This is a genomic window from Natrinema sp. H-ect1, from assembly GCF_041821105.1.
Taxonomy (GTDB): Archaea; Halobacteriota; Halobacteria; order Halobacteriales; family Natrialbaceae; genus Natrinema; species Natrinema thermotolerans.
Window position 1 is genome coordinate 1 of record NZ_JBGUBA010000023.1, and the last position, 5,544, is coordinate 5,544.

The following is a 5,544-nucleotide window of genomic DNA, read 5'->3' on the forward strand; positions in this document are numbered from 1 at the left end:
TGACTTCCCCGAATTCCGCTAGTTCCTCATGGAAGGTGCTGAGTGCCGCCGCCTCACGTTAGCCTTCACAGGCCTCGTCAATCACCTTGACGAAGTCATCTGTGTGTCCTGATTCGAGAAGAATGTCACGGCTGTACGTTCGTTCCATCCAGCCACTTTGATTACCGCTCAGGGACACCGTAATCGACGTGAATAGTTGGCGTACTCGCGGATTCGGCACCTTCGACGCCGTTCCAATCGCCAACACGGATATTTGCTAATTCGCCAGAGAATCGGAAGCGTTGAACACCGACCTCGATTGAGCCTTCAACGACGTTCTTCGTAACGACGGTCGCCTCTTTCACGGGGTCGGCCGTCATCATTTCGATGTCGCCGGCAACAGAGAACTCGAAGTTTGACGGGACGCCGCGTCCAACCACGGTGATGCGGTTCGGAAGGTGATCAGTATTTGATGAGTTTGATACGGGGTTGCTGTTGGTGCGTGTCATACCTCGATGATTCCATCACCTTGGTATAGCCCTTCTTATCCGGAAAAATACATGAGTTGGTGAGTTTGTGGAATCCGGGAATTGGAGCAGGGATGAGAGCTATGTTTTGGATGTATTTTGTGTGCTATAAGATCCATGAGTTGCATATACAGGCAGGGTAACAAATACGCTGATTCTGGAGAACAGTATATGCACGATTTGACTGGCTTCCAACGCGATCTCTTGTATGTGATCGCAGGTGCCGACCAGCCATCTGGCCAAGACGTCAAAGATGAAGTCGAACAATACTATAGTGCTGAGATCAACCATGGCCGGCTGTATCCGAATTTAGATACGCTTGTCAACAAGGAATTAGTTGAGAAAGGGCAGTTAGACCGCCGGACAAACTATTATGCAATCACAGACGCCGGGCGTGACCAAATCCAGGAACGACGAGACTGGGAAGAACAGTATGTAGAATTATAGTTCCCTGGGAATCAGCATACCACTTATTCTAAATTTGTGATGAAGTTACATTCAGAGATTAATTTCCACCTTGATGAAGTCCCGTATCTTTGATCTTATTAGGATTGGCAAACGGATTACGTCCAGAGACGCGCTCAGATCCTTTATCTTTCCTAATTTCTTTCCCAAATGCCGGACGCTGATTAGATGTGCTTTTAGAGGATTGCTTTTTGTCGCAATTCCTCTTCTTATGAACTCTTAAGCCTACTTTCTTCCTGAATGACTCGTCACAGTACTCGCAACGGTATTCTTTCTTTTTTGAATTTTGTTTAGTTTGTTTTTCAGTTTGGTGTCCATCGCAATTCCTCTTCTTATGAACCCTTAACCCCACTTTCTTCCTGAAAGTTTCGTCGCAATGTTCGCAACTATATTTTTTCTTTTTGAATGATCGCTTTGTTCGCTTCTCGGTCTGACGTTCGTCGCAATTTGCGAGGTGTCCATTCAATGCCGCTGTAGATTCGTATTCAACTCCGCAATGTTCACACTCGAAGTTTCTCGATCGTTTCTTGCGAAACAGCGACTCGTCGATATCGCTCTGAGATTCAGATCTTATGGCTTCAGTGTCGAACTCTCCCATTTCTGGTGGGATGTTCAATTCAGAGACGGTACATAACTCACCAATCTTCTTTCTTTCATTATCATTCAAATGATCGGTGTGGTTAGACAGTAACCATCTAACTCGTGAGAGAGTCCGCGGGGGAACAACAGCAGTTGAGGTTGATTCAATATTAACATTCTCGGGATTCAGCTCAAATTGGTCTGGTTCTGGTACAAGATGACGAGACAACACTCCGAGTTTGAGAATTGAAGTGGGAACCACGCATCTATCGGGGAGTGTTTCAACTAAAGTATAGAATTCGTCCGTACAAACCAGATTAGGCCCATCCCCTCGGCAAATCAGAATCGACGAGTCATCCTCTTCCGAGGCTTGATACATACTACAGTTATCGTCAAACACTTTTATAGTATTGTTGGCTGAACAGATATCGTTATCATATTCATATATATATATATATATATATATTCCGAAAACCGCTGATCTCAACCTTCTCAACAGTGTTGCCGACGCTCCTGATCACACCCTCGCTTTTTGCAGTGCCATGAGAACATTATCGATGGTTTCGAGAAGCAGTCGCTGAACACGGCGAAGAGTGGGTGCTAGAGCACTACTATGAGGAACTCTACCCGCTTGGCTGTCTGATGGACATGCCGGAAAAAGACGAACTCCAGTTCTACGACGAAGACGAGCACGACACGATGACGGAAGCCGAACGCGTGGAGATGTATCAGGCGTGGAGTGGGTACCGGGAGAATCTCCGTACAGGAACGAAGCCGAGCGAGTGACTGCGACCATACATTCTTCTTGAACGTATTCGTTGGGGACGTATGGATTCGGATCGTGCCCGCGGTGTTTTGTTGGGGTTGACGTGTGGGGATGCGCTCGGGCGACCGGTCGAGTTCGCAGCAGCGTCGGGAATTACCGCTGAGTACGGGCAACTCGACGAGATGGTCGGGTACGGGACGTGGAATCAGCCGGCGGGAACGATTACCGACGATACTGAGCAGGCGCTGTGTATCGCGCGGAGTCTCGCCGAACACCACGGGTTCGATCCGGGTGATATCGCGGATCGGTTCGTCGCGTGGTACGATAGTGACCCGTTCGACATCGGTCGGATGACTGCGCGGTCGCTGCGTGAGTTCAAACGCGGTTCGGCGTGGGATGAGGCAGGCCGGCAGGTCTGGGAGAACAGTCCAGAAGGCCAGAACGCAGGGAATGGGAGCGTGATGCGGTGCCCGCCGCTTGCCATCCCGTACGCGACTGACTGGGATCGGCTCGTCGAGGTGAGTCGGCGGTCGTCCCAGATCACGCACGCTGATCCGCGGTGTACGTATGGCTGCGCGATCCTCAATCTCACACTGGCTGGACTCCTCGACGACGCTGACACGCCATTACAGGACGCGCTTGATTACGTCGTGGAAGATGCACCGGCGGAACTCAGGACTACGCTCGAACTCATCGCCGTTGGGAACTCAATAGAATCGCTCGAAACATCTGGGTACGTGGTTCACTCCCTACAAACAGCACTCCACGACGGACTACACGCTGGCAGTGCTGAAGAAGCGATCGTGACCGCTGTGAACCGTGGCGGTGACACCGATACAATCGGGGCGATTGCAGGCGCGGTTGCTGGCGCGCGATTCGGATCGGCACAACTTCCAGACCGGTGGCTCTCCGCGATCGACGAGACGGACGAACTCGAATCGCTGGCGGATAATCTCTTGGAGGAGGTGTGATGAAGATGCTTTGTATTTTGTGTTTCAGTCGTGTTGGTCACACAGTAGCTTTGAGACAGAGCTTACGCGATTTACTCCCGCCCTGTTCGCACCTCGGTTCCAATAGACCGTCGAAACACTCGTCACTCACGGGAAAGACGAGATTCTCTCGCTGAATCAAAATAGTGTTTTGAGGCTGTTTACGCGAAGCCCAGCGGCGCGTGAGTGTCTCTCTAAAATCTTACATAGTGTGGTTGAATGCCGTCTATACCGTAACCCGTATGCGGAAAATTAGCGGGGGTATAGAACACAGAGAATCGGAAATGAAACCATCAAATAGATCTATAAGTCTTCTAAGGCCCTCAGAAACACGGAGAAAGAAGGCAATGTTTGAGAACTGATATGGGGTGGTTTGCGATTTTTCTATTGGTATTTGGAATGGTGTTGTGGAAATCGCATGGCGTCGCGGGGGTGGCGATCCGATTTCCGGGCGAATTTGAGAGGTCCTCAGTCGAGGTAATTGAAATCTGAAACGGTGGCGTTTAACCGGTCAATGTAAATCTGCAATGCTAGAGTGAAAATGGCAAGACGGCACGGGGGTAGTGTTCGGCATTTCTGGTTCTTCTCTTCGTTTCTAATTGGTTTTTGGAATGGTTTCTTCGGAGCCCGTTTGTGCTTTCGCGGGGGTGTTCCGCCAGGGTAGTAGTGACGGTCTCTCTTCTTTCGCAGGGTTTTCCGCCAGGTCATGCACGGGTCAATTGTTTTTCGCAGGGGTATGGGAGAAGGAGATTAAAACTCTACAAGTTCCGCAAGGATTTCCGCTCCCCTGCAAGAACCCCTGCGAAAGCATTTACGTAACCCAGATATCGATGGAAATGAATCATGATCGACACGACGATTGAGGATTACAATTCGGTTGGAGGATCCTCTGAGACAGAGCCAGCGACCGACGGCGAGGAATCCCCGTCCAAAACAGAGGAAGAGACGGGAGTCGGGTCCGATAACGAGAACACTCCTCAATTCCTCGCGGTAGCGACCGCAAAAGCTCGTACATCGCTCGCGGATCCGATCCGAGCAGTCCTCAAATACGCCGCAGAGCGGGAGGGATCAGAGAGAGACTACAAGGATCGGACCGAGTTCGTTACCGACGTCACAACTGGCACGACCCAGTCTGCGCCCGTCGCTGCCCACGGTGGAATCGTTACTTGGAGCGTTCGCCCGGATAGGTCTGCGGTCGATGCTGGGCTTGAGTTGCTTGATGACAGGGAGGGCTTCGCGGTGGTGGTTGTTGACAAAATCGAGAGTCTCGGGGCGACCGCGGCAGACATGGAAGAACGAGCGTCGCGGATCCTCGATTCGCATGGTTGCGACTTGATCCTTCTCGAATCAGGTCTCCGCCTCGAAGCAGAGAGTGAGGCAGCCCGAACGCACATCCGAACGCTCGCCGCGGTTGACCGTGCCGGGCTCGAAATACAGCGCGAAGCGACTGTGTCGGACCTTCGTGCGCGCGGCGTGGACCTACCCTCAGGTGGGCGGGCTCCGCTGGGTTTCGAATGGCGAGATGGCGAACTCGTAACCTCGGATCAGTACTCCCGTGTGTACTCAACGTTGGAACTCGTCAAGGAACGCGTCGAAGCGGAGTCAGATGATGTCGGGATCTCGAAGGGGAAAGCAGCACGGCGTCTGGACACTTCACACCGCACGATCAACCGGTGCCTCCATGAGCGGCCTGATCTGTACGGGCTCGGCAATTAACCATCGCGTTGTATGCGTGGTTTCCGCACTCAGTTTACTCGTCGCACATTCGAAGTTGAGTCTGAACGTACCGATGCAGCACTAGATATTACGCTCGCTCCGCTTCTTGACAATGACTTCCTCTCTCGAACGGATAATGGAGAGTCCACCTATACCGTCAACGAACACCACGCGTTATATCGGCACACGGAACAGCTCTTTGACGCGCTCCTCGATCAAGCTCCTGTTCTTTGTGATCTCCTTCCCCCAACTGACTTCTAAAAGCCTAACCAGTTGAACCTCTCCTCATCTCGGAGACTCGATTCAATGCGGGGGATAGACTCTAATGAGGATTCCTTGAAATGACTTCACGTTCCGTTCATGACGAATGCTGACGCTCATATCGAGACGCTTCGAGAAAAGATCCGTAACGGTGATCGAGAACTTGACGAGACTAACCGGGAAGCTGTGATGGAGTTCAGTGACGAACTCTTTCTCATCCCCAGCCAGGTTGGCGATTATCGGCACCTCAAACTTCTCCGGC

General features: G+C 51.5%; 6 protein-coding genes and 1 pseudogene. 4 read left to right on the forward strand and 3 right to left on the reverse strand.

Features of this window, described 5'->3' with window-relative positions:
* Positions 1-161: 161 nt before the first annotated feature.
* Positions 162-488, reverse strand: a complete 327-nt coding sequence (locus ACERIM_RS19400) for a hypothetical protein (RefSeq protein ID WP_373633832.1) — start codon at positions 486-488, stop codon at positions 162-164.
* A gap of 189 nt (positions 489-677) precedes the next feature.
* Here ACERIM_RS19400 and ACERIM_RS19405 point away from each other — a divergent pair, with 189 nt between their 5' ends.
* Positions 678-953, forward strand: coding sequence for a PadR family transcriptional regulator (locus ACERIM_RS19405; protein ID WP_373633833.1), 276 nt, complete (start codon positions 678-680; stop codon positions 951-953).
* 58 nt (positions 954-1,011) lie between these two features.
* On the opposite strand, the gene ACERIM_RS19410 is transcribed toward ACERIM_RS19405, so the two are convergent.
* Entirely contained in the window at positions 1,012-1,929 is a 918-nt protein-coding gene (locus ACERIM_RS19410) for a C2H2-type zinc finger protein (RefSeq protein WP_373633834.1), read from the reverse strand.
* Positions 1,930-2,120: 191 nt separating this feature from the next.
* On the opposite strand from ACERIM_RS19410, the pseudogene ACERIM_RS19415 reads away from it, so the two are divergent.
* The 3 genes and pseudogenes from ACERIM_RS19415 to ACERIM_RS19425 all read left to right on the forward strand — a co-directional run.
* Positions 2,121-2,336 (forward strand): annotated as a pseudogene (locus ACERIM_RS19415) (hypothetical protein); the annotation flags it as partial.
* A 42-nt stretch (positions 2,337-2,378) separates the two neighbouring features.
* Complete coding sequence (locus tag ACERIM_RS19420) at positions 2,379-3,287, forward strand: ADP-ribosylglycohydrolase family protein (RefSeq protein WP_373633835.1); 909 nt, start codon at positions 2,379-2,381, stop codon at positions 3,285-3,287.
* An 861-nt stretch (positions 3,288-4,148) separates the two neighbouring features.
* Entirely contained in the window at positions 4,149-5,021 is an 873-nt protein-coding gene (locus tag ACERIM_RS19425) for a hypothetical protein (RefSeq protein ID WP_373633836.1), read from the forward strand.
* A 303-nt stretch (positions 5,022-5,324) separates the two neighbouring features.
* On the opposite strand, the gene ACERIM_RS19430 is transcribed toward ACERIM_RS19425, so the two are convergent.
* A partial coding sequence (locus tag ACERIM_RS19430; RefSeq protein WP_373633837.1) for a hypothetical protein occupies positions 5,325-5,544 on the reverse strand: 220 nt, incomplete at its 5' end.

Coding starts and splice junctions, on each gene's coding strand:
- ACERIM_RS19400 (WP_373633832.1), bottom strand. CDS start 488: ATGACACGCACCAACAGCAACCCCGTATCAAACTCATCAAATACTGAT.
- ACERIM_RS19405 (WP_373633833.1), top strand. CDS start 678: ATGCACGATTTGACTGGCTTCCAACGCGATCTCTTGTATGTGATCGCA.
- ACERIM_RS19410 (WP_373633834.1), bottom strand. CDS start 1,929: ATGTATCAAGCCTCGGAAGAGGATGACTCGTCGATTCTGATTTGCCGA.
- ACERIM_RS19420 (WP_373633835.1), top strand. CDS start 2,379: ATGGATTCGGATCGTGCCCGCGGTGTTTTGTTGGGGTTGACGTGTGGG.
- ACERIM_RS19425 (WP_373633836.1), top strand. CDS start 4,149: ATGATCGACACGACGATTGAGGATTACAATTCGGTTGGAGGATCCTCT.